This is a genomic window from Pseudomonas sp. UBA6310 (assembly GCF_002438225.1).
In the GTDB taxonomy this organism is placed as follows: domain Bacteria; phylum Pseudomonadota; class Gammaproteobacteria; order Pseudomonadales; family Pseudomonadaceae; genus Pseudomonas_O; species Pseudomonas_O kuykendallii.
On sequence record NZ_DJTK01000015.1, the window covers coordinates 1 to 19757 of the forward strand.

22 protein-coding genes are annotated in these 19757 nt (G+C 64.8%); 20 read left to right on the forward strand and 2 right to left on the reverse strand.

Annotation, left to right across the window (positions count from 1 at the left end; all coding sequences use genetic code 11):
• The 15 genes from flhA to B3E91_RS02720 all read left to right on the forward strand — a co-directional run.
• On the forward strand, positions 1–2081 hold a 2081-nt coding region (gene flhA / locus B3E91_RS02650; protein WP_287028248.1), incomplete at its 5' end, for a flagellar biosynthesis protein FlhA.
• Between the two features lie 12 nt (positions 2082–2093).
• Complete coding sequence (flhF, locus tag B3E91_RS02655; RefSeq protein WP_287028249.1) at positions 2094–3419, forward strand: flagellar biosynthesis protein FlhF; 1326 nt, start codon at positions 2094–2096, stop codon at positions 3417–3419.
• 53 nt (positions 3420–3472) lie between these two features.
• The gene (gene fleN, locus B3E91_RS02660) at positions 3473–4306 is read left to right on the forward strand and encodes a flagellar synthesis regulator FleN (RefSeq protein WP_090229545.1); all 834 of its coding nucleotides are present in this window, start codon (positions 3473–3475) and stop codon (positions 4304–4306) included.
• Positions 4303–5052 carry an RNA polymerase sigma factor FliA gene (fliA, locus tag B3E91_RS02665; RefSeq protein WP_273229290.1) on the forward strand — a complete coding sequence of 250 codons (750 nt, stop codon included), beginning with the start codon at positions 4303–4305 and terminating at the stop codon, positions 5050–5052. The genes fleN and fliA overlap by 4 nt, the downstream gene beginning before the upstream one ends.
• Positions 5053–5131: 79 nt before the next feature.
• Positions 5132–5506 carry a chemotaxis response regulator CheY gene (locus B3E91_RS02670; protein ID WP_175534363.1) on the forward strand — a complete coding sequence of 125 codons (375 nt, stop codon included), beginning with the start codon at positions 5132–5134 and terminating at the stop codon, positions 5504–5506.
• A 19-nt stretch (positions 5507–5525) separates the two neighbouring features.
• Positions 5526–6320: a protein phosphatase CheZ gene (locus B3E91_RS02675; protein ID WP_090229536.1), complete on the forward strand. Its 795-nt coding sequence runs from the start codon at positions 5526–5528 to the stop codon at positions 6318–6320.
• 181 nt (positions 6321–6501) lie between these two features.
• The gene (locus B3E91_RS02680; RefSeq protein ID WP_287028250.1) at positions 6502–8751 is read left to right on the forward strand and encodes a chemotaxis protein CheA; all 2250 of its coding nucleotides are present in this window, start codon (positions 6502–6504) and stop codon (positions 8749–8751) included.
• A 39-nt stretch (positions 8752–8790) separates the two neighbouring features.
• A complete protein-coding gene (locus B3E91_RS02685; protein ID WP_282338259.1) occupies positions 8791–9915 on the forward strand; it encodes a protein-glutamate methylesterase/protein-glutamine glutaminase in 1125 nt (374 codons plus the stop codon).
• Complete coding sequence (locus B3E91_RS02690; protein ID WP_090229528.1) at positions 9915–10655, forward strand: flagellar motor protein; 741 nt, start codon at positions 9915–9917, stop codon at positions 10653–10655. The genes B3E91_RS02685 and B3E91_RS02690 overlap by 1 nt, the downstream gene beginning before the upstream one ends.
• Before the next feature lie 3 nt (positions 10656–10658).
• On the forward strand, positions 10659–11597 hold the full coding sequence (motD, locus tag B3E91_RS02695; protein ID WP_090229526.1) for a flagellar motor protein MotD: 939 nt from the start codon (positions 10659–10661) through the stop codon (positions 11595–11597).
• The gene (locus B3E91_RS02700; protein ID WP_090229523.1) at positions 11594–12382 is read left to right on the forward strand and encodes a ParA family protein; all 789 of its coding nucleotides are present in this window, start codon (positions 11594–11596) and stop codon (positions 12380–12382) included. Before motD ends, B3E91_RS02700 begins: the two co-directional genes overlap by 4 nt.
• A 93-nt stretch (positions 12383–12475) precedes the next feature.
• Entirely contained in the window at positions 12476–13366 is an 891-nt protein-coding gene (locus B3E91_RS02705; RefSeq protein ID WP_287028251.1) for a CheW domain-containing protein, read from the forward strand.
• Between the two features lie 94 nt (positions 13367–13460).
• Positions 13461–13940: a chemotaxis protein CheW gene (locus B3E91_RS02710; protein ID WP_090229518.1), complete on the forward strand. Its 480-nt coding sequence runs from the start codon at positions 13461–13463 to the stop codon at positions 13938–13940.
• Positions 13940–14341, forward strand: coding sequence for a DUF2802 domain-containing protein (locus tag B3E91_RS02715; RefSeq protein ID WP_090229515.1), 402 nt, complete (start codon positions 13940–13942; stop codon positions 14339–14341). Before B3E91_RS02710 ends, B3E91_RS02715 begins: the two co-directional genes overlap by 1 nt.
• 136 nt (positions 14342–14477) lie before the next feature.
• Entirely contained in the window at positions 14478–14906 is a 429-nt protein-coding gene (locus tag B3E91_RS02720) for a rhodanese-like domain-containing protein (RefSeq protein ID WP_273229285.1), read from the forward strand.
• Here the strand turns inward: B3E91_RS02720 and B3E91_RS02725 are convergent.
• Positions 14896–15222 carry an EscU/YscU/HrcU family type III secretion system export apparatus switch protein gene (locus tag B3E91_RS02725; RefSeq protein ID WP_273229284.1) on the reverse strand — a complete coding sequence of 109 codons (327 nt, stop codon included), beginning with the start codon at positions 15220–15222 and terminating at the stop codon, positions 14896–14898. The two genes, B3E91_RS02720 and B3E91_RS02725, sit on opposite strands and share 11 nt — an antisense overlap.
• Before the next feature lie 10 nt (positions 15223–15232).
• Entirely contained in the window at positions 15233–16792 is a 1560-nt protein-coding gene (locus B3E91_RS02730; protein WP_287028252.1) for a flagellar hook-length control protein FliK, read from the reverse strand.
• Between the two features lie 210 nt (positions 16793–17002).
• Here B3E91_RS02730 and ccmA point away from each other — a divergent pair, with 210 nt between their 5' ends.
• The 5 genes from ccmA (at position 17003) to ccmE (ending at position 19756) form a co-directional block, all read left to right on the forward strand.
• On the forward strand, positions 17003–17638 hold the full coding sequence (gene ccmA / locus B3E91_RS02735) for a cytochrome c biogenesis heme-transporting ATPase CcmA (RefSeq protein WP_282338412.1): 636 nt from the start codon (positions 17003–17005) through the stop codon (positions 17636–17638).
• Positions 17635–18306 (forward strand): heme exporter protein CcmB, encoded by a 672-nt coding sequence (gene ccmB, locus B3E91_RS02740; protein ID WP_273229282.1) that lies wholly within the window; start codon positions 17635–17637, stop codon positions 18304–18306. The genes ccmA and ccmB overlap by 4 nt, the downstream gene beginning before the upstream one ends.
• A 72-nt stretch (positions 18307–18378) precedes the next feature.
• Complete coding sequence (locus B3E91_RS02745) at positions 18379–19134, forward strand: heme ABC transporter permease (RefSeq protein ID WP_287028253.1); 756 nt, start codon at positions 18379–18381, stop codon at positions 19132–19134.
• Positions 19131–19307: a heme exporter protein CcmD gene (ccmD, locus tag B3E91_RS02750; RefSeq protein ID WP_273229279.1), complete on the forward strand. Its 177-nt coding sequence runs from the start codon at positions 19131–19133 to the stop codon at positions 19305–19307. Before B3E91_RS02745 ends, ccmD begins: the two co-directional genes overlap by 4 nt.
• Positions 19304–19756, forward strand: coding sequence for a cytochrome c maturation protein CcmE (ccmE, locus tag B3E91_RS02755; RefSeq protein ID WP_090229497.1), 453 nt, complete (start codon positions 19304–19306; stop codon positions 19754–19756). Before ccmD ends, ccmE begins: the two co-directional genes overlap by 4 nt.
• Position 19757: the final 1 nt, after the last annotated feature.

A 19757-nucleotide genomic window follows, 5' to 3' on the forward strand; every position in this document is an offset into this window, starting at 1 on the left:
TCGGCGCCGGCCGTGGCAACCTTGGGGTGCCGCTGCTGGTACTGGTGATGCTCGGCATGATGATCCTGCCGGTGCCTGCCTTCCTCCTGGATGTGTTCTTCACCTTCAACATCGCCCTGTCGATCGTCGTTCTGCTGGTCAGCGTGTACGCGTTGCGACCGCTGGATTTCGCGGTTTTCCCGACCATCCTGCTGGTCTCTACGCTGCTGCGTCTGGCGTTGAACGTGGCCTCCAGCCGCGTCGTGCTGCTTCACGGCCAGGAAGGTCACCACGCCGCGGGCAAGGTGATCCAGGCCTTCGGCGACGTGGTCGTCGGCGGCAACTACGTGGTCGGCGTGGTCGTGTTCGCGATCCTGATGATCATCAACTTCGTGGTGGTCACCAAGGGTGCCGGGCGTATTTCCGAGGTGAGCGCGCGCTTCACCCTCGACGCCATGCCGGGCAAACAGATGGCCATCGACGCCGACCTCAACGCCGGCATCATCGACCAGGCGCAAGCCAAGCTGCGCCGCCAGGAAGTGGGTCAGGAAGCCGACTTCTACGGTTCGATGGACGGTGCCAGCAAATTCGTCCGCGGTGACGCCGTCGCCGGCCTGCTGATCCTCTTCATCAACCTCATCGGCGGCATGGGCATCGGCATTCTCCAGCACGACCTGTCGTTCGGCGATGCCGGCCGCATCTACGCACTGCTGACCATCGGTGACGGCCTGGTCGCGCAGATTCCGTCGCTGCTGCTGTCGACCGCCGCCGCGATCATGGTGACCCGCGTGTCCAGTTCCGAGGACATGGGCCAGCAGGTCAACCGGCAGATGTTCACCTCGCCCAAGGCACTGGCCGTATCGGCGCTGATCATGGTCTCCATGGGCTTGGTTCCCGGCATGCCGCACGTACCCTTCATCGGCCTGGGCCTGATCGCCGCGGGTGGCGCCTACATGATCTGGAACAAGGCTAACAAGGCCAAGGAAGCCGAGGTCCAGGAAACCGCCCGCCAGCAGGAGCTGATCCCCGCCCAGCGCGCGCAGGAAACCAAGGAGCTCGGCTGGGACGACGTCACCCCGGTGGACATGGTCGGCCTGGAGGTGGGCTATCGGCTGATCCCGCTGGTCGACCGCAACCAGGGTGGACAGCTGCTGGCGCGGATCAAGGGGGTACGCAAGAAGCTCTCCCAGGAGATGGGCTTCCTCATGCCGTCGGTGCACATCCGCGACAATCTCGACCTGCTGCCCAACGCCTATCGTTTGACGCTGATGGGCGTCAGCGTCGCCGAGGCGGAGATCTATCCCGATCGCGAACTGGCGATCAACCCCGGCCAGGTATTCGGTAGCCTCAACGGCATCGCCGCCAAAGATCCGGCGTTCGGCCTGGAGGCGGTCTGGATCGACCCCAGCCAGCGCGACCAGGCGCAATCGCTTGGCTACACCGTGGTCGACGCCAGCACCGTGGTCGCCACGCACCTCAACCAGGTGCTGAACAAGCACGCCCACGAGCTGCTCGGTCACGAAGAAGTCCAGCAACTGCTGCAACTGCTCGCGAAGAGCTCGCCGAAGCTGGCCGAAGAGCTGGTGCCGGGGATGATTTCGCTGTCCACGCTGCTCAAGGTGCTGCAGGCGCTGCTCAACGAACAGGTTCCGGTACGCGACATCCGCACCATCGCCGAAGCCATCGCGAACGTCGCTGCGAAGAGTCAAGATCCCGCCGCCATGGTTGCAGCGGTACGCGTCGCGCTGGCCCGCTCAATCGTGCAAACCGTTGTGGGACTAGAGCCGGAGATGCCTGTCATCACGCTCGACCCAAGGTTGGAACAGATATTGCTCAATAGTCTTCACAAGGCCGGTCAGGGCTCCGAGGATGGCATCCTCCTCGAACCTGGCATGGCCGAGAAGCTGCAGCGTTCCCTGGTGGAAGCGGCGCAGCGTCAGGAGATGATGGGCAAGCCGGCGATCCTGCTGGTGGCCGGTCCGATCCGGGCGATGCTCTCGCGGTTTGCTCGACTGGCCGTGCCGAACATGCACGTACTGGCCTACCAGGAAATCCCGGACAACAAGCAGGTCACCATCGTCGCCACCGTGGGACAAAACTGAGGTTAACAGGCCATGCAAGTGAAACGCTTCTTCGCCGCCGACATGCGTCAAGCCATGAAGCTGGTTCGTGATGAGCTCGGGGCGGATGCCGCGATCATCGCCAACCGCCGGGTTGCCGGCGGCGTGGAGCTGACTGCCGCGCTCGACTACCAGATGCCGTCCGAGCCGGTTCGCCAGCCGAACGCTGAGCTTGAGGCCGAGCTGCGCAAGACCCAGGCGAAGATCGCGTCGGCCCACGCCGAACTGGCCGTGCGCGCCGCTGGCGAAGTGGTCAAGGACCGCCAGCTGTTCGCCAACGAACCGCTGGTTGCCCCCGAGCTGCCGACCTCCAAGGTCACCGCGCGTCCGCAGGCTCCGGCACAGCCGACCGCCATGGCCACGGCTCCGGCCGGCGATTCGCGTGCGCTGGATGCCATGCGCCACGAACTCAACGGCCTGCGTGAACTGATCGAAGTGCAGCTCGGCTCGTTCGCCTGGACCCAGATGCAGAGTCAGCGTCCGCAGCAGGCCAACCTCTGGCGCCGTCTGCAACGCCTCGGCCTGCCGGCGGAAATCGCCCGCGCGCTGCTGGACAAGGTCGGCCAGGTGCAGGAGCCGCGTCAGGCCTGGCGCATGGTTCTCGCCTACCTGGCCCACGCGATCAAGACCCCGGCCCAGGAGCCGCTGGAAGAGGGCGGCGTGATCGCTCTGGTCGGCCCGGCCGGCATGGGCAAGACCACCACCCTGGCGAAGATGGCGGCGCGCTACGTGCTCAAGTACGGCGCCCAGCACGTCGCGCTGGTGAGCATGGACAGCTACCGCATCGGTGCCCAGGAGCAGCTCAAGACCCTCGGCCGCATCCTCAACGTCTCGGTGACCCAGGTCGACCCGGGCAGCTCGCTGACCCAGGCCGTGGCCCCTTTGGCGAAGAAGCGTGTGATCCTGATCGACACCGCGGGCCTGCCGAACAACGACCCGGCCCTGCGCATGCAGCTCGAAGCGCTCGCCAGCCGTGGCCTGAAATCGAAGAATTACCTGGTCATGGCGGCCACCAGCCAGAGCCAGGTGCTCAAGGCCGCGTATCATAGCTACAAGCGCTGCGGCCTGGTCGGGTGCATGCTGACCAAGCTGGACGAGGCGGCCAGCCTGGGCGAAGTGCTCGGGCTGGCTATCAGCCAGCGTCTGCCGGTAGCCTATCTGGCCGATGGCCCGCGAATCCCGGATGATCTGCACGTTCCGCGCAGCCATCAGCTGGTGAGCCGCGCCGTCGCCCTGCAAGCCCCGGAAGAACCCAGTGAAGATGCAATGGCCGACATGTTCGCCGGCCTCTACAACAACTCGGCGCGTCGCGTCGGCTAATTGACCGTCGAGAGACAGTTGCCTGCCTCAGTCGCAGACAAGGTGTGAGAGAAATGGCTAGTTTGCATCCAGTTCAAGTGATCGCGGTGACCGGTGGGAAGGGCGGCGTTGGCAAGACCAACGTGTCCGTCAACCTGTCGCTGGCCCTGGCCGACCTCGGTCGGCGGGTGATGCTGCTCGACGCCGACCTGGGTCTGGCCAACGTCGACGTGCTCCTCGGCCTGTCGCCGAAGCGCACCCTGGCCGATGTCATCGACGGTCACTGCGACCTGCGTGACGTGCTGCTGCAAGGCCCGGGCGGCGTGCGCATCGTTCCGGCCGCTTCCGGCACCCAGAGCATGGTGCAGCTGACGCCGATGCAGCACGCCGGTCTGATCCAGGCATTCAGCGACATCAGCGACAACATCGACGTGCTGGTCATCGACACCGCGGCCGGGATCGGCGACGGCGTGGTCAGCTTCGTCCGCGCCGCTCAGGAAGTGCTGGTGGTGGTCTGCGACGAACCCACCTCGATCACCGACGCCTACGCGCTGATCAAACTGCTCAACCGCGACTACGGCATGAACCGTTTCCGGGTGCTGGCGAATATGGCGCACAGCCCCCAGGAAGGTCGCAATCTGTTTGCTAAGCTCACCAAGGTCACCGACCGCTTCCTCGACGTCGCCCTGCAGTACGTGGGTGCCGTGCCTTACGACGAGTCGGTGCGCAAAGCCGTACAGAAGCAGCGCGCCGTCTATGAAGCTTTTCCGCGCTCCAAGTGTGCGCTGGCGTTCAAGGCGATCGCGCAGAAAGTCGACACCTGGCCGTTGCCGGCCAACCCGCGCGGTCACCTCGAGTTTTTCGTCGAGCGTCTGGTTAAACCGACTACCGCAGACTCACCCGTATGACAGCCGCCAGTGGACTTCGTATGTACAGCAAATCGCAGGCGAAGGACTCGCAAACTCAGCTCATCGAGCGTTATGCACCGTTGGTCAAGCGGATCGCCTACCACCTGTTGGCCCGACTTCCGGCCAGCGTGCAGGTGGAGGATCTGATGCAGGCCGGAATGATCGGCCTGCTCGAAGCTGCCAAGAAGTACGACTCGGGCAAGGGCGCCAGCTTCGAGACCTACGCCGGAATCCGTATCCGTGGAGCGATGCTCGACGAGGTGCGCAAGGGCGACTGGGCTCCGCGTTCCGTGCATCGCAACAGCCGCATGGTCAGCGACGCCATCCGCGCCGTCGAGGCGAGAACGGGCAGAGACGCTAAAGATCAAGAGGTTGCGGCCGAACTTAAATTGAGTCTTGAAGAGTACTACGGCATCCTGAGCGACACTCAGGGCAGCCGCCTGTTCAGCTTCGACGACCTCCTGCAGGAAGGCGAGCACGGTTCGGGCCTGCACGAGGACGGTAGCTTCACCCATTACGAACCCGCCCGCGATCTGGAGGATGACCGCTTCCAGGGGGCCTTGGCCGACGCCATCGCCAATCTTCCGGAACGCGAGCGGCTGGTTCTTTCGCTGTACTACGACGAAGAACTGAATCTGAAGGAAATCGGCGAGGTGCTGGGGGTCAGCGAGTCGCGCGTCAGCCAGTTGCACAGCCAGTGTGCCGCGCGTTTGCGGGCACGTCTGGGCGAATGGCGCGCGCACTGAGGCAGCCGGTTTCACGCTTGCGAGGCGCGCGCTGCGAGGCGGCGTTTGGGATTGTACGGAGGTCGACTTGGACAAGAACATGAAAATCCTCATCGTGGACGACTTCTCCACGATGAGACGGATCATCAAGAACCTCCTGCGTGACCTGGGGTTCACCAATACCGCGGAGGCCGACGACGGCACCACGGCATTACCGATGCTGCACAGCGGCAGCTTCGACTTCCTGGTCACCGACTGGAACATGCCCAACATGTCCGGGATCGATCTGCTGCGTGCGGTGCGCGCCGATGATCGACTCAAGCACCTCCCCGTGCTCATGGTGACTGCTGAAGCCAAGCGCGATCAGATCATCGAGGCGGCCCAGGCCGGCGTGAACGGGTATGTGGTCAAACCCTTCACGGCCCAGGTACTGAAAGAGAAGATCGAAAAGATCTTCGAGCGGGTCAACGGCTGATGTTCGCCTCGAGGGCGCTATGGATCACGACAACATCTCTATGGGCGATGACTTCGAGTCGACCCTGAAGTCCCACGCCCGTCAGCTGACCGAAAGCCTCGAAAAAGGCAACTTCGCTGATGTGGTGCAAATCATCCATCAACTGAATCAGGTCCGCGATCGCGGTCTGTATCAGGAAGTCGGCAAGCTCACCCGCGAGCTGCACAATGCCATCGTCAACTTCCAGCTCGATCCCCGTGTTCCGCACGCGCAGGAAGTCTCGCAGATCTCCGATGCCACCGAGCGTCTCTCCTACGTGGTGACGATGACCGAGCGTGCGGCCAACCGCACGATGGATCTGGTGGAAGAGTGCGCGCCGGTGGTCAACGGCATGGCCGACGAGGCCCAGAGCCTGAGCGTCGAATGGCAGCGCTTCATGCGCCGCGAAATCGGTGCGGACGCCTTTCGCGACCTGGCCAAGCGTGTCGAGCTGTTCCTCGCGCGCAGCGAGCGGGACGGCGCCAAGCTCTCCGGCCACCTGAACGACATTCTTCTGGCGCAGGATTACCAGGACCTCACCGGTCAGGTGATCAAGCGTGTCACCACCCTGGTCACCGAAGTCGAGAGCAATCTGCTCAAGCTGATGCTCATGGCCAGCCAGGTCGATCGTTTCGCCGGCATCAAGCACGACCACGAAGGGCTGCGTGCCGAGCAAGAAAAACAACAAAAAGAGTCCTCCCGGGGTGAAGGTCCGCAGATTCATGCCGATAAGCGTGATGACGTCGTATCCGGTCAGGACGATGTCGACGATCTGCTATCCAGTCTTGGATTCTAGGACCCGTCGACGTTTTGGTTACGGCCACGACCTAGGCGTTTTCGCAGGGCAAGGAAGGAGGAGAGAAGTTGGTTGCTCCAGATGAACGACGAGTGACGCCGGCCTGCGAAAAACGCGCCCCGTCCCTGCGGCTCAACGCGGTTCGCGACGAAACGTCAACAGATCCTATGGGAAGGTGGAAATGAGCTTCGACGCCGATGAAGAGATTCTCCAGGACTTCCTGGTAGAGGCCGGCGAGATTCTCGAGCAGCTGTCGGAACAGTTGGTGGAGCTGGAAAGCCGCCCTGACGACATGAACCTGCTCAATGCGATCTTTCGCGGTTTTCACACCGTCAAGGGCGGCGCGGGTTTCCTGCAGCTGAACGAGCTGGTGGAGTGCTGCCATATCGCCGAGAACGTCTTCGACATCCTGCGCAAGGGCGAACGCCGCGTGGATGCCGAGCTGATGGATGTGGTGCTGCAGGCGCTCGATGCGGTGAACGCGATGTTCGCCGAAGTGCGCGAGCGAACCGCGCCGACGCCGGCGCCGCGCGAACTCCTCGCCGCGCTTTCTCGTCTGGCCGCCCCGGCTTCTGCCGCAGCGCCGGCCGAGGCGCCTCCTGAGGAGACCGCTGCCGAAGTCGAGCCCGTGGTTCAGGCCGAGGCGCCGGCTGCAGAGCCTTCGGGCGACATCACCGACAGCGAGTTCGAGCAGCTGCTCAGCGCGATCGGCGAACCCGCCCAGGCTCCGGTCGCCAGCGCCAGCGCCAGCGCCAGCGCCAGCGATGAAATCACCGACGACGAGTTCGAAGCCCTGCTCGACCAGCTACACGGCGACAAGCCGGTTTCCGCCGTTGCGCCCGCCGCACCGAGCGCGCCCGTAGCAGCCGCATCCGCTGCCGCCCCGTCGGGCGACGACATCAGCGACGATGAATTCGAAGCCCTGCTGGATCAGTTGCACGGCAAGGGCAAGTTCGTGCCTCCCGTCGATGCCGCACCCGCTGCGCCTGCGCCAGAGGCCGCGCCCGCCGGCGCGAGCGACAACATCAGCGACGACGAATTCGAAGCGCTTCTCGACCAGTTGCACGGCAAGGGCAAGTTCGTTCCGCCCGTGGAGGCCGCCCCCGTAGCGGCTGCGCCGGCGAAGCCCGCGCCGCCGCCCGCGGCGGCCCCTGCCGCCAAACCGGTTGAAAAGCCCGCCGAGAAGCCCGCGCCCAAGCCCGCCGCGGCGCCAGCTCCCGCTCCGGCCGCGGCGCACCCGGACAAGGCCGGTCCGGTCAGTGAGGCGGAAACCACCGTGCGCGTGGACACCGCGCGGCTCGACGAAATCATGAACATGGTCGGCGAACTTGTGCTGGTGCGTAACCGCCTGGTGCGCCTGGGTCTCAACAGCGGCGACGAAGCCATGTCCAAGGCCGTCTCCAACCTGGATGTAGTCACCGCCGACCTGCAGACCTCGGTGATGAAGACGCGCATGCAGCCGATCAAGAAGGTCTTCGGACGCTTCCCCCGGCTGGTTCGCGATCTCGCCCGCAACCTGAAGAAAGAGATCAACCTGGAACTGGTCGGTGAAGAGACCGACCTCGACAAGAACCTGGTCGAGGCGCTGGCCGATCCGCTGGTCCACCTGGTGCGCAACGCCGTCGACCACGGCATCGAGACCCCGGAAGAGCGCGAGGCTGCCGGCAAGCCGCGCACCGGCCGAGTGGTGTTGTCGGCTGAACAGGAAGGCGACCACATCCTGCTGATGATCACCGACGACGGCAAAGGCATGGACGCCAACGTCCTGCGCGCCAAGGCCGTCGAGAAAGGCCTGCTGGACAAGGACGTTTCCGAGCGGCTCACCGAGCTCGAGTGCTACAACCTGATCTTCGCCCCCGGTTTCTCGACCAAGACCGAGATTTCCGACGTTTCCGGTCGCGGTGTCGGCATGGACGTGGTGAAGACCAAGATTTCCCAGCTCAACGGCACGGTCAACGTCTTCTCCACCAAGGGCCAGGGTTCGAAGATCGTCATCAAGGTGCCGTTGACGCTGGCGATCATGCCGACGCTGATGGTCATGCTGGCGAACCAGGCCTTCGCCTTCCCGCTGGTCAACGTCAACGAAATCTTCCATCTCGACCTGTCGCGCACCAACGTGGTCGACGGTCAGGAAGTGGTGATCGTCCGCGACAAGGCGCTGCCGCTGTTCTACCTCAAGCGCTGGCTGGTGCCGCGCGCCGCCCAGGACGAGCAGGTCGAGGGGCACGTGGTAATCCTGTCGGTGGGTACTCAGCGGATCGGCTTCGTCGTCGATCAGTTGGTCGGCCAGGAAGAAGTAGTGATCAAGCCACTGGGCAAGATGCTTCAGGGAACGCCCGGCATGGCCGGTGCGACCATCACGGGTGACGGACGTATCGCCTTGATCCTCGACGTGCCGAGCATGCTCAAGCGTTACGCGCGGCGCATCTGATTTCGGGGCGGGTCACGGCCCGTTCCATGAGGAGTTGTTATGGCTGTAAAAGTCCTGGTGGTGGACGATTCCGGTTTCTTCCGCAGGAGGGTGACGGAAATCCTCTCGGCGGACCCGAACATTCAGGTGGTCGGCACTGCGACGAACGGCCGTGAGGCGATCGACCAGGCGCTGGCGCTGAAGCCGGACGTGATCACCATGGATTACGAGATGCCGATGATGGATGGCATCACGGCGGTGCGGACGATCATGCAGCGCTGCCCGACGCCCGTTCTGATGTTCTCCTCGCTGACCCACGAAGGCGCACGGGTTACGCTGGATGCGCTTGACGCCGGTGCCGTGGATTACCTGCCGAAGAACTTCGAGGACATCTCGCGCAACCCCGAGAAGATCCGCCAGATGCTCTGCGAGAAGATCCACACCATCTCGCGCAGCAACCGTCGGCTGGGCAGTTTCGCCCAGGCGCCGGTGCATTCCCACGCACCCGGCTCCACGACGTCCGCGCATCCTCATCCCGCACCGGCGCCTGCTCGTCCGTCCGCTGCGCCAGCGCACTCTGCGCCCGCCGCGCCGAGCGCGAGCAGCCCGACGCCCAAGCGGCGCTCCTACAAGCTGGTGGCCATCGGTACCTCCACCGGCGGGCCGGTCGCGCTGCAGCGGGTCCTGACCCAGCTTCCCGCCAACTTCCCCGCGCCGATCGTGCTCATTCAGCACATGCCGGCGGCCTTCACCAAGGCCTTCGCCGAGCGTCTCGACAAGCTCTGCCGGATATCCGTCAAGGAAGCGGCGGATGGCGACCTGCTGCGCCCCGGCCTGGCGCTGCTGGCACCGGGCGGCAAGCAGATGATGGTCGACGGCCGTGGCGCGGTGAAAATCCTGCCGGGCGACGAGCGCCTCAACTACAAGCCGTGCGTCGACATCACCTTCGGTTCGGCCGCGCGCTCGTACAACGACAAGGTGCTGGCCGTGGTCCTGACCGGCATGGGCGCCGACGGTCGCGAAGGCGCGCGAATGCTCAAGCAGGCCGGCAGCCAGGTGTGGGCGCAGGACGAAGCCAGCTGCGTGATCTACGGCATGCCGATGGCGATCGTCAAAGCCAACCTGGCCGACGCCGTCTATGGCCTCGACGACATCGGCAGGCATCTGGCCGAGGCCGTCATCTGATGGATGCACTGAGTCTCATCGGGATCGTCCTGGCGCTGGTGGCCATCGTCGGTGGCAACTACATCGAGGGCGGGCACATCGGTGCGCTGCTCAACGGCCCGGCCGCGCTGATCGTCGTGGGCGGCACGCTGGGCGCTTCCTTCCTGCAGACCCCGATGAGCGTGCTCAAGCGGGCGCTGGTGGTGTCGCGCTGGATCATTTTCCCGCCCAGCATCGACCTGTTCGGCGGCGTCGATCGCGTGGTCGGCTGGAGCATGACGGCGCGCAAGGAGGGGCTGCTGGGACTCGAGCCGATCGCCGATGCCGAGCCCGATCCCTACGCGCGCAAAGGCTTGCAGCTATTGGTTGACGGCGCCGAGCCGGAGGCGATCCGCGGTATTCTCGAGGTCGACATGCTGACCCAGGAAGACCGCGACATCCAGGCGGCGAAAGTCTTCGAGAGCGCCGGTGGCTATGCGCCCACCATCGGCATCATCGGCGCGGTGATGGGCCTGATCCACGTCATGGGCAATCTGGCGGACCCCGCGCAACTCGGCAGCGGAATCGCCGTGGCGTTCGTCGCCACCATCTATGGGGTGAGCTTCGCCAACCTGCTGCTGCTGCCGATAAGCAACAAGCTGCGCTCGGTTGCGATGCGCCAGTCGCGCTACCGCGAGCTGATCCTCGAGGGCATCCTTTCCATCGCCGAAGGCGAAAACCCGCGCTCCATCGAACTGAAGCTGCAAGGCTTCATGGATTGACCCATGGCCCGCCGCCGTCGCCCCGAAGAACACGCGAATCATGAGCGTTGGCTGGTTTCCTATGCCGACTTCATCACGCTGCTGTTCGCTTTTTTCGTGGTGATGTACTCGATCTCCTCGATCAACGAGGGCAAGTACAAGGTGCTCTCGGACAGCATGGTCGGCGCGTTCAATCAGCCGGACCGCTCCATCAAGGCGATTCCCATCGGCGACGAACGCCCGCGCACCACCGAGCCCGATCGCTCGCTGACCGACGATATCGAAGGCAGCGACTCATCGTCGGAGCGCGGGCCTGCCGATCCCCTGGAAACCATCGCCAACGACGTTCGCGACGCCTTTGGCGACCTGATGAAGACCGAGCAGCTGACCGTGCGGGGCAACGAGTTGTGGGTCGAGATCACCCTCAATTCGAGCCTGCTGTTTCCGAGCGGCGATGCAATCCCCAACGACGCCGCCTTCTCCATCATCGAGAAGGTGGCGAAGATCCTGGCGCCCTACGAAAACCCTGTGCATGTCGAAGGTTTCACCGACAACCTGCCGATTCGCACCGCGCAGTTCCCCACCAACTGGGAGCTGTCGGCGGCGCGTGCCGCCAGCATCGTGAGGATGATGGCGATGGAGGGCGTTGCGCCCGGGCGGATGGCGGCGGTGGGGTACGGCGAGTTCCAGCCGGTCGCGGACAACGCCACCGCGGATGGCCGTGCGCGCAATCGCCGGGTGGTGCTGGTGGTGTCGCGCAACCTGGATGTGCGCCGTAGCGTCAGTGGTTCCGGCAGTGGCAAGGCGCAACCGGATGCGGCCCTCAAGCGGGCTGGCACGCAACCTGCTAATACTCAGGACGCGCGGGCTTCCATCGGTGAAGCCGTCAATCCTTCGTCGCCGCCACCGGGCGGCGCCAATCTCGGCGCGGTGCAAGCCGCGCCGGGAGGAAATCAGCCATGAGAGTTTGGGCAGTAGCCAATCAGAAAGGAGGGGTCGGCAAGACCACCTCATCCATCGCCCTGGCGGGCCTGCTGGCCGACGCCGGCAAGCGCGTGGTCGTCGTCGACCTCGATCCGCACGGCTCCATGACCAGCTACTTCGGGCATGATCCGGACACGCTGGATCGCAGCAATTTCGACCTGTTCTTGCATCAGGGCACGGTCCCGCAGGGACTGCCGCGCGAACTGCTGCTGGAGACCAGCCACGAGCGCATTTCCCTGCTGCCCTCGAGCACCGCACTGGCGACACTGGAGCGGCAATCGCCGAGCAAGGGCGGTTTGGGTCTGGTGATCGCCAAATCATTGGCGCAGCTTTTTCAGGATTTCGACCACGCGATCATCGACAGCCCGCCGTTGCTCGGTGTGTTGATGGTCAATGCCCTGGCCGCGAGCCAGCAGTTGATCATTCCGGTGCAGACCGAATTCCTCGCCGTCAAAGGCCTGGAGCGGATGGTGAATACGCTGGCGATGATCAACCGTTCGCGCAAGCAGGCGTTGCCTTACACCATCGTGCCGACGTTGTTCGACCGCAGGACGCAGGCGTCCATGTCGACGCTGCGCACGCTGCGCCATGCCTATCCCGAGCAGTTGTGGCATGCCTACATTCCGGTCGATACGCGCCTGCGCGATGCCAGTCGCGCGGGGCTTACGCCGTCGCAGTTCGACCCCAAGAGTCGTGGCGTCATCGCTTATCGCGCCTTGCTCAAGCATCTGCTCGAGCATCAGGCGGCGGCGCAGGTCGCCTGACATGCCTGGGTTTCTTCATCGTCACGGCTCAAGTAGGCGGGCAGGGCGGCCGATAGGCTTTACTGACTATTCCTATTCCTCCGGATTCTTTTCATGAGTCGTTCGGCTGCCACTTCAACACGCTCCCAACTGGCTCTCCAGTCCTACCTGGATGGTCTGTTGCAGGAAGCCACGCTCGAGTTGGAGCCCGAGACGGCGCCGGAAAGCAGCGTCGCCATCGACGAGTTCCAGGCCGCCGTGCTCGAGGAGCAGGTCCGCGATGCGCGCCAGCCGGCGCCCGCCGTGGCTCCGGCCCGTGCACCTTCGCCGATTGCACGCCTGGACTTCGCCGAGCCCCGGCCGTTGGTACTGCCGACCGTCGAGCTGCTCCCGCCGGCGGCGGTCGTCGAGGCGCCGCCGGTAATCGAGGCGCCGGTGATCGAACCGGTGATCGTGGTCGAGCCGGTGGTCGATCTGCAGCTTGAGCAGCGTGCCGAGCGTGTACCGGCGCCGCTGAATTTCGACGAGCGTCCCGATTGGGCCGAGGAGCCCTTCGAGTGCCTGCTGTTCGACGTTGCCGGGCTGACCCTGGCAGTGCCGCTGGTGTGCCTGGGCTCGATCTACCCGCTCGTGGACCAGGAGTTGACGCCGCTGTTCGGGCAACCGGAATGGTTCCTCGGCATCCTGCCTTCGCAGGCCGGCAACCTGAAGGTGCTGGACACCGCGCGTTGGGTGATGCCCGACCGTTATCGCGACGATTTTCGCCGGGGCCTGCAGTATGTGATTTCGGTGCAGGGGTACGAGTGGGGCCTGGCGGTGCATCAGGTGAGTCGCTCGATACGCCTGGACCCGAGCGAGATAAAATGGCGCAGCCAGCGCGTCCAGCGTCCCTGGCTAGCCGGCACGGTGATCGAGCACATGTGCGCCTTGCTGGACGTATCGGCCCTTGCCGAACTCATCGCCAGCGGTGCGGTGAAGCGCATGAACAACGGGCAGTTGCATTGAATCCACGGCTCGCGCAGATTGGCGCGAGCGACAACGACAACGGCGGGAAGCAACCCGCGCATACCGCGCCTGCGGTGATTGAAGAGGCTGGGATATGAAGAAGACATCTGCGCAAGGCTCCGAAGATCCCATTCTGCAGTGGGTGACCTTCCGCCTGGATAACGAGACCTACGGCATCAACGTGATGCAGGTGCAGGAAGTGCTGCGCTATACCGAGATCGCTCCGGTCCCGGGCGCGCCCAGCTACGTGCTCGGGATCATCAACCTGCGTGGCAACGTGGTCACCGTGATCGACACGCGCCAGCGTTTCGGCCTGGATTCGGCTTCCATCACCGACAACAGCCGCATCGTCATCATCGAAGCGGACAAGCAGGTCGTGGGCATCCTCGTCGACAGCGTCGCCGAAGTGGTCTACCTGCGTCAGTCGGAAATCGAGACCGCGCCCAACGTCGGTAACGACGAGTCGGCCAAGTTCATCCAGGGCGTCTGCAACAAGAACGGCGAACTGCTGATCCTGGTCGAGCTGGACAAGATGATGTCCGAGGAAGAGTGGTCGGAACTCGAGAGCATCTGATGCTGGAAGCCGCGCTGGTCTTTCTCGCCCTGGTCTGCGTCGGGCTGGGCTATGTCTGCTGGTGGCTGGCCCAGGGCCAGCGCCAACAGGCGCGGCAGCAGGCCGAGCGCGATAATGCGCGCGACCAGCGCATCAAGGAGCTGAGCAAGCGTCTGGATGCCTACCTCACCGGCAGCATCCGCATGGGCGAGGAGCTGCACGAGCTGCGCCGCACCGTCGCCCCGTTGCCCGACAAACTCACCCAGATTGAACAACGCGACCCCTCCAGCCTTTCCTTCACCCAGGCGGCGCGGCTGGTCGGGCTGGGCGCAAGCGTCGATGACCTGACCCAGTCCTGCGGGCTGTCGAAAGCCGAAGCGGAACTGGTCGCCAAGCTCCATCAGTCGCAACGCAAGGGCTGAGCCACACCGTTCGTCTCCCTCCCCGGAACCCATCCGCCCGCTTTCCCTCCTACCTTTACGCGGCTCATGCTCACGGCGTTCATTTGCGCGCGTTTCTTTCGCTGAGGGTTCTTCCCCGAGGACCTCGGAGGCCGCCATGTTGCGCATATTCCTGCTGATGCTGCTGACGACCGGTTACGTGCAGGCGCAAGAGGCGCCTGAGCGTATCGCCGGCGCTATGACCGTGAACGTGGAACAGGCCAAGCGTCTTTTCGACCTGGGCGCGGTGTTCATCGACGTGCGTCCGGTCAGCGAGTGGAGCTGGGGGCATGTGCATGGCGCCGTGCACCTCGACCTCTCCGAGCGTTTCGCCGGTCTTGCACGCCCCGAATGGCCGCGCGAGGTCCCGCTGGTGATCTACTGCGACAGCGATGTCTGCCCGCGCGGCGCAGTGGCCTCGGCGCTGGCGGTCAAGTGGGGATACAAGCAGGTGTTCTACTTCCGCGAAGGCTACTTCGCCTGGATGCTGCAGGACTATCCGCAGGGCAAGGGCCTGGCGGGCGAGGTCGTAGCGTTCAGTCCCTGAGGGGGCCTTCCAGGCGCAGCGGCGGATCGCTGAACTCGCGCTCCCGGCGTTCGCCAAAGCCTTGCGGCGCCTTGCCCTTAAGGTACCAGGCGAACGCGATGATCTCGGCGATGGTGCGGTACAGCGCCTCGGGGATCGCATCGCCCAGTTCCAGCCGCGCCAGTATCCGCACCAGATCGGCGTTCTCGTAGATCGGCACCTCGCACTCGCGGGCGATGGCGAGGATCGCTTCGGCGAGTTCGTCATCGCCCTTGGCGCTCAGCGTGGGGGCGCTCTGACCGTCATATTTCAGCGCGATCGCCTGGCGTCCGCTCATCTCGATGTCCTCATGCGGTGTCGTCCACCCAGCGTTGTTCGAGCGTGGTCCGTGGTCCCCGGGGCGGCTGGCCCTGGCGGCTGGCCAGCTCGCTGACCTGCAGGCCCGCCTCGACGAGACGCTCGCGCAAATGCCCCAGTTCGTGGTCGATCAATTCCGCCGTGCGCGTCTGTTCCGCCCACAGCTGGCTGGAGAGCGCGCCGCGAATCAGCTGCGCCTGTACCTGCAGAGGGCCTAGCGGAGCCAGGTCGAAGGCCAGTTCGACTTTCCAGACCTTCTCCCCGTCCTCCTGGCGGCCTTTCGGCGGCGGCAGTTCTTCTTTCTGCAGCTTGATCTGCAGCGGCACCAGGTCCTGCTGGTTGCGCATCGGCAACTCGAGCTGCCAGGTCGTCAGGTGCGTGCCGTCCGGCAGCACCTGGGATTGCGCGAGGCTCGACAACTGGTGCGTCTGCAAACGTGACACGGCGGCGGCGGCTAGCTTGAGCAGGCTTTCCAGGTCGTCCTCGTCGTCCAGCGATTGCAGCAGGCCGGAGGGCAGCGGGAAGCCCATCGCCTGCTGGCGCGCGCCGGCCTGCCCCAATGCACCCAGCGCATTGCGGACGAAGGCGGGCAGTGCCTGCGCCATCATCGCGCCGCTGTTGGGTCCCAATTGCGGGCTGTCCGGGGTCAGCCCCGGCGCCAGTTGCGCGATCAGGCGCAGCAGGTTGGCTTTCAGGTCGAGGGGCAGGGCGCTGCCCTGGCCCTGCAGCAGTTTCGCTTCGAGGAACAGACCGCTGGCGTCGAGCGCCTTGGCCAGCGCTTTCGGATCGGTCAGCTCCTGGATGTCCGGCATGCTCGCCAGCAGCTTGTCGACGCTGGCATTCAGCGCTTCCGGCAGATCCGGCTGGCTGCTAAGGTTGAACAGTGCCCGCGCCAGGTTGTCCAGCGAACCCTGGCGGCCGGCCTGGGTGGTCAGTTGCTGGCCCAGTTCGAGCTGGTCGAGGCGGCCGCTCAGCGGCAGGAAGTTCAGCTCCTGGCTGCCTTTGACTTCGGCGGTGAGCAGGCTGCCCAGACCCAGGTGCAGATTGGTTTCGATAACCAGCTTGCTTCCGGCCTGCGCGGTGTTGAGCAGGGTGACGATGACCTTGAACGCCTGGGGTTCGCCAGCCTTCTGCGGCAGTGGCTGGCTCGCGGTAACCTTGCCCTGCAACAACGTGCCCGGTGGCAGCTCGTCGAGGTCGAGCATGATCATCGGCTGCCCGGCGCCGCCTTTGGCAGCATTCTGCAAGGCGGAGATCAGGCTCGTGTCGGAAAGGGCGGTGACGCCGAAGGTGCTTCCCAGTTCCAGCGGACGGCTGGTGGCGGTGGCGAGGATGGTTTGCCGGCCGCTATCCAGGGTCAGACGCAGCAGCGCCTGGAAGCTCTCGCTGGTCTGCTTGACCGCGAGCACTTCGGCGTCGGCGCTTTCGCCCGGCAGCAGCAGGCCTTCGAGGGGTTGCAGCAACTTGAGGGCCACTTCGCCGGCTGTGGCGTTTGGATGCACGGCGGGCGCAACAGTCGATACGGCAGCCGGTCCGCTGATCTCGGTCATGAACGGGTTACAACCTGTCGAAAAAGCCAGCTTTGGAGGTCAGGCCTCGCATGTATAATGCCGCCCCGTCCAGACCAGCGTGTGCGGCGTCCCGCCGGTAGCACGTCGAGTTCGGAACATCCCTGGCCAGAACGACAGCGATCCGTCGCGACGGGTCTGCAGTATAGCGGCAAGGATCTCGCCTTCTTGAACGTCCATGGTAGCGATGTGGTGACCAGCCCTTTCCTTGAAGCCGTATCCCTGGCCTGCGAGCGCGACTGGCGGATGCTCTTCGAGCGCCTCGACCTGCAACTGCATGCCGGCCAGATGCTGCAGATCTCCGGGCCCAATGGCAGCGGCAAGACCAGCCTGCTGCGCCTGCTCTGCGGTCTGATGCAGCCCACCTCCGGTGAAGTCCGCCTGGCAGGCCAGCCACTCGATGCGCAACGCGGCGAGCTGGCGCGCAACCTGCTCTGGATCGGTCACGCCGCCGGCATCAAGGGCCTGCTCAGCGCCGAGGAAAACCTCGCCTGGCTGAGCGCGCTGCACCATCCCGCTTCCCGCGCGTCGATCTGGGCCGCCCTTGCCGAAGTGGGACTCAAGGGTTTCGAGGATGTTCCCTGCCACACGCTTTCTGCCGGCCAGCAGCGCCGCGTCGCGCTGGCCCGGCTGTATCTCGCGCCGCCGCCACTGTGGATTCTCGACGAACCCTTCACCGCGCTGGACAAGCACGGCGTCGCTCAACTGGAGGCGCATCTGGCGCGGCACTGCGAGCAGGGCGGCCTCGTCGTGCTGACCACGCACCACACTCTGGGGCTGCGGCCAAGCGGTTATCGCGACCTTGACCTGGGGCAGCGCGTCGCATGAGCAACGTCTTTACCCTGCTCGTGGTCCGGGAAGCCCGCCTTTTGTGTCGGCGCCCGGCGGAATTGGCCAACCCCCTGGTGTTCTTCGCCATCGTCATCGCACTCTTTCCCCTCGCTGTCGGTCCGGAAACGCAGCTCCTGCAGACACTGTCGCCCGGCCTGGTCTGGGTCGCCGCGCTGCTCGCCGTGCTGCTCTCCCTGGATGGCCTGTTCCGAAGCGACTTCGAGGACGGTTCGCTGGAGCAATGGGTGGTCTCGCCGCATTCGCTGTCGCTCCTGGTGTTGGCCAAAGTCCTCGCGCATTGGGCGTTTTCCGGTCTGGCGCTGGTACTGTTGGCGCCGCTGCTGGCGCTGATGCTCGGCTTGCCCGGCCGCTGCCTGCCGGTGCTGCTGGTCTCGCTGCTGCTGGGCACGCCGGTGCTGAGCCTGCTCGGCGCGGTGGGCGCGGCGCTGACCGTCGGCCTCAAGCGCGGTGGCCTGCTGCTGGCGTTGCTGATTCTGCCGCTGTACATCCCGGTGCTGATTCTTGGCAGCGGCGTGCTGCAGGCGGCCCTGCAAGGATTGCCGACCACCGGCTACCTGCTATGGATGGCCAGCCTGACCGCTCTGGCGGTTACCCTGACACCCTTTGCGATAGCCGCGGGCCTGACCATCAGCGTCGGCGAATAAGAAAAGAACAACCCGATTGGCGGGGCGCGAGTCGACGCTCGATTGCCACCCCGAAGACCGATGAGTGCTGCGATGAACTGGACTTGGTTTCACAAACTGGGCTCGCCCAAGTGGTTCTACGAGATCAGCGGCCGCTGGCTGCCCTGGCTGGCCTGCGCCGCGGCGTTGCTGTTGGTCGTGGGCACCGTGTGGGCGCTGGCGTTCGCGCCGCAGGATTACCAGCAGGGCAACAGTTTCCGCATCATCTATATCCATGTACCGGCGGCGCTGCTGGCGCAGTCCTGCTACATCATGCTGGCCGTGGCCGGCGCGGTCGGACTGATCTGGAAGATGAAACTGGCCGACGTCGCGGTGCAGCAGGCCGCGCCGATCGGCGCATGGATGACCTTCATCGCGCTGTTCACCGGTGCCGTCTGGGGCAAGCCGACCTGGGGCGCCTGGTGGGTCTGGGACGCGCGGCTGACCTCGATGCTGATCCTGCTGTTCCTCTATTTCGGCATCATCGCCCTCGGCCAGGCGATCAGTAACCGCGACAGCGCGGCCAAGGCGTGCGCGGTGCTGGCGATCGTCGGCGTGGTCAACATCCCGATCATCAAGTACTCGGTGGAGTGGTGGAACACCCTGCACCAGCCCGCCACCTTCAAGCTCACCGAGAAACCGGCGATGCCGGCAGAAATGTGGGTGCCACTGCTGATCATGGTGATCGGCTTCTACTGTTTCTTCGCCTGTGTGCTGCTGATGCGCATGCGTCTGGAAGTGTTGCGCCGCGAAGCCCGCAGCAGCTGGGCCAAGGCGGAGGTTCGGGCTCGGGTGGAGGGCGCGCGATGAGTTTTTCCTCGTTCGGAGAGTTTCTCGCCATGGGCCATCACGGCCTTTACGTCTGGTCGGCCTACGGCGTGTGCCTCGGCGTGCTGCTGCTCAACCTCGGCCTGCCGATCCTGGCGCGCCGGCGTTACCTGCAAGATGAGGCGCGCCGTATGCGCCGGGAGGAATCCAAGTGAAACCGTTGCGCAAGAAGCGTCTTTACATCGTCCTCGCCATCCTGGCCGGGGTCGGTATCGCCGTGGCGCTGGCGCTCTCCGCCTTGCAGGAGAACATCAACCTGTTCTACACGCCGACGCAGATCGCCAACGGCGAGGCGCCGAAGGATACCCGCATCCGTGCCGGCGGCATGGTCGAGAAGGGCTCGCTGCAGCGTTCCGGCGACTCGCTTGACGTGCAGTTCGTCGTCACCGACTTCGCCCGCAACGTGACCATCCGCTACCGCGGCATCCTCCCGGACCTGTTCCGCGAAGGGCAGGGCATCGTCGCCCTCGGCAAGCTGGACGCCGATGGCGTGCTGGTCGCCGATGAGGTGCTGGCCAAGCACGACGAGAAGTACATGCCGCCGGAAGTCACCAAGGCGCTGAAGGAAAGCGGGCAGATGTCGTCCGCAGAGGGAGCCAAGTGAT